Genomic DNA, 3,464 nt, shown 5'->3' on the forward strand with positions numbered 1-3,464 from the left:
AGGTTGGCCGACGCGAGGAGAGTCTGGTCGCCGTCCAGGAGGCCGTCGGCCATTACCGAACCCTCGCCGAGACCAACCCCGATGCGTACCTGCCCGACCTCGCCCTGGCCGTCAACAACCTCTCCATCAGGCTGGGCGAGGTTGGCCGACGCGAGGAGAGTCTGGTCGCCGTCCAGGAGGCCGTCGGCCATTACCGAACCCTCGCCGAGACCAACCCCGATGCGTACCTGCCCAACTTCGCCATGGGCCTCAACAACCTCGCCGTCAAGCTGGGCGACGTGGGTCGGCGGGAGGAGGGTTTGGCCGCCGTCCAGGAGGCCGCCGGCCACTTCCGCACCCTCGCCGCCGCCAACCCGGACGCCTACCTGCCCGACCTCGCAGGGGCCGTCAACAACCTCGCCATCGGGCTGGGCGAGGTTGGCCGACGCGAGGAGGGTCTGGTCGCCGTCCAGGAGGCCGTCGGCCATTACCGCACCCTCGCCGCCGCCAACCCGGACGCCTACCTGCCCGACCTCGCGATGGCCCTCAGCAACCTCTGCAGCTACCTCATCCGGAGGGGCCGGAGTGAGGAGGGGCTTTCCGCCGGCCAGGAGGCCGTCGCCCACTACCGTGTCCTCGCCGGGACCAATCCGGACGCCTACCTGACCCGCCTCGCCAGCGCCCTCAACAACCTCGCCCTCGCTCTCGGCGAGACGGGACGGCACGAGGAGGGGCTGGCGGCCAACCGAGAAGCCGTTGCCCACTGCCGTACCCTCGCCGCCGCCGACCCGGACACCCACCTGCCCCACCTCGCCAGCGCTCTCAACAACCTCGCCGGCCGCCTCGGTGAGGTAGGTCGGCACGAAGAGGGGCTTGCCGCTGGCCGAGAGGCCGTCGGGATCCGCCGCATCCTGGCCAAGGCCACTGTGGATGTCCACCTACCCGACCTCGCCCACGCCCTGGGCAAGCTCTCTGCCCGGCTACGGACGGGGGGACTGCTCGAGGAGGGGCTTGCCGCCAGCCTGGAGGCCGTCGCCCACTACCGCACCCTCACCACTGCCGACCCGGACACGCACCTGCCCAATCTTGCCGGCGCCCTCAACGACCTCGGCAACGCTCTCGGCGCGGTGGGACGGCACGAGGAGGGGCTGGATGCGGCCCAAGAAGCCGTCGCGTGCTTCCGCACCCTCACCACTGCCGACCCGGACACGCACCTGCCCAATCTCGCCGTCGCGCTCAACAGCCTCTGCCTCCGGCTGCGGGAGGTGGGACGCCGTGCGGAGTGTCTCGCTGCCGGCCAAGAAGCCGTCGCGCGCTTCCGTCCCCTCGCCGCGGTCAATCCGGGCGCCTATCTGTCTCAACTCGCCATGTCCCTCAACAGCCTCGCCCTCGCCCTCGGCGAGGTGGGACGGCACGAGGAGGGGCTGGCCGCCAATCAAGAGGCCGTCGCCCACTACCGAACCCTCGCCGCAACCAATCCCCTCGCGCACCTCCCTCACCTTGCCGGAGTTCTCAACAACCTCGCCGATGCCCTCGGCGAGGTCGGACGGCACGAGGAGGGGCTGGCGGCCAACCGAGAAGCCGTTGCCCACTGCCGTACCCTCGCCGCAACCAACCCAAATGCCCACCTGCCGGAGCTCGCCCGTATCCTCAGCGATCTCTCCAAGCGGCTCGCCGAGGCAGGTAAGTGGGAAGACTGCCTCACCACGGGCCGCGAAGCAGTCGCCCACTACCGCACCCTCGTCACAACCAGCCCGGACACCCATCTACCCGAACTCGCCCGCACACTCAACAACCTCTCCGTCGCGCTCGGTGCGGCGGGCCAGCGCAAGGAGAGCCTGCGCACGGTGCAGGAGGCCGTCGAGATCTGGCAATTCCTGGTCCGCGTCAACCCCGACCGCTTCAGACCATCATTGGACAACTCCTTGCGAACAGCCGCTTGGCTCACGGGACTCCGGCCATAGCGAGGCGGGCTGGGCACCGCAAACAGCATCAGCAGAGAGTGGCCTTTTTCGCGACTCGTGGTTCTGGCCCAACTTCAGTTGAGCCAGAATCTGAGAACGAAGAGCGCTTGTTGGTGAGAGCTTTGGCAGCACGAGGTGGCTGATGGGCCCTCGAATGTTGATGAGAAGTAGGAACGGTTCCAGTGCCTGGGAATGGTGGTGACGCCGACTTGGGGCGTCCGTGTCCTTCGCTGGGTGAGTCTGATCGAGATGGTTCCAGGGCAGGTCGAGCTCGTTGTTCAGGGGGCAGGGGCGTCGGCGGCCTCTGTCCGGTTGTTCGACTGGTCCCGGGCGGAGTACGAGGTCGCCTTTGCTGTGGAGGCCATCGATGACGGATTGCGGGCACGGCTTGAGACCGTGACTGTGACTGTCTGGGACAGCATGGGCGAGTTCTTCGATGGCCTCGCGCGCGACTTCCGTGGTTGGGAGGGTGAACGGGTCTGGGTCACCAATCACCTGGTCGTGACAGCGACGTTCGGCTCGGGCGGTCATGTGTATCTGGGCTGGACCCTGCGATCCGGCTTCTTCCCGGGCGACTGGAGCTGCACCGTGACGACCGTGATCGAGGCCGGCGAAGGGATGACGGCCGTCGCCGCAGACCTGCGGGAATTCCTGCGCGAGGAGTAGGACGTCGGCGGTCGGCCCGTCCCGGGCACTTTCTCAGCCGACGGCTTGCTGTTCGGCTCGGGCGCGGGTGCTGGCGAGCCGGTAGGAGTCGGTGCCGCTCTCGATGATGGTGCCGTTGAAGGTGCAGGACGGCGACCTGACCGGCTCGGACAGTCGGGGGTGCCTGCGGGCGGCTGCCGGGGGTGGGCGAGGTCGGTGGTGGCGCGGCGTGGGTGGGGCAGCAGGAGTTCCTCGCCACGGGCCAGGGCCGCGGTGTGCCGGTACAGCTGCCGGCCTGCGGTCTTCGACAGGCCGCAGGCCGGGTCGCCGACGAGCGCCTGGGCGGCGGGTTCGGCCTCGGCGGCCGCGAACGCACCGTCGCCCTGCCCCTGGCCGGGGCCCGGTACGGCGGCGGGTTCGGCCTCGGCGTCCTCGGGGGTGACGGGGCGGGACCGGACCGGTCCGGGGCGGGTGTCCGGGGCGCCGTCGGCGGAGACGACGGTGAGCCGTGCTCCGGTCGCCGTGGGCGTCTGCCGCGCCCCCGGGGGCCCCGTCGCCGCCGCTGGGGTCGGGCTTCGCCCCGGTCGTGGTGGCGCCGGTGGGCTGCCTGCCGGCCCCGCCCGGAGCGCTTTCCACCGGGCCGTCGAGTGCCGCTGGCCGGGAGCTGGAGCGGCGGGTGGGGAGGAGTTCGTCGTAGGCGGTGGTGGTGGCCAGGGGACGGGTGTCCGGGGGAAGGGCGGCCCGGACCTGGACCGGCTCGGCGGCCGGTGCGCGGTCACGGCCTAAGAGGTCGTTTTATCCCGATGTTTTATCCCTAAATCAGCTACTTGATCTGGGATGTCGGGTCGCGCCATGAGATGGTGTTCTCGCCGGTGA

The 3,464-nt window shown here is 69.9% G+C and carries 2 protein-coding genes and 1 pseudogene; 2 read left to right on the forward strand and 1 reads right to left on the reverse strand.

What is annotated here, in order from left to right; translation table 11 throughout:
* Together ACFU74_RS32290 and ACFU74_RS32295 are read left to right on the forward strand one after the other, a co-directional pair.
* Positions 1-1,943, forward strand: a 1,943-nt coding sequence (locus ACFU74_RS32290; RefSeq protein WP_380763278.1) for a tetratricopeptide repeat protein, incomplete at its 5' end; no start/stop codon positions are given.
* Positions 1,944-2,177: 234 nt separating this feature from the next.
* Positions 2,178-2,609: a DUF6228 family protein gene (locus tag ACFU74_RS32295; protein WP_123560533.1), complete on the forward strand. Its 432-nt coding sequence runs from the start codon at positions 2,178-2,180 to the stop codon at positions 2,607-2,609.
* A 33-nt stretch (positions 2,610-2,642) separates the two neighbouring features.
* Here the strand turns inward: ACFU74_RS32295 and ACFU74_RS32300 are convergent.
* Positions 2,643-2,732 (reverse strand): annotated as a pseudogene (locus ACFU74_RS32300) (AAA family ATPase); the annotation flags it as partial.
* Positions 2,733-3,464: the final 732 nt, after the last annotated feature.

Origin of the sequence: Kitasatospora sp. NPDC057500, assembly GCF_042802195.1 — a bacterium.
Lineage (GTDB): Bacteria > Actinomycetota > Actinomycetes > Streptomycetales > Streptomycetaceae > Kitasatospora.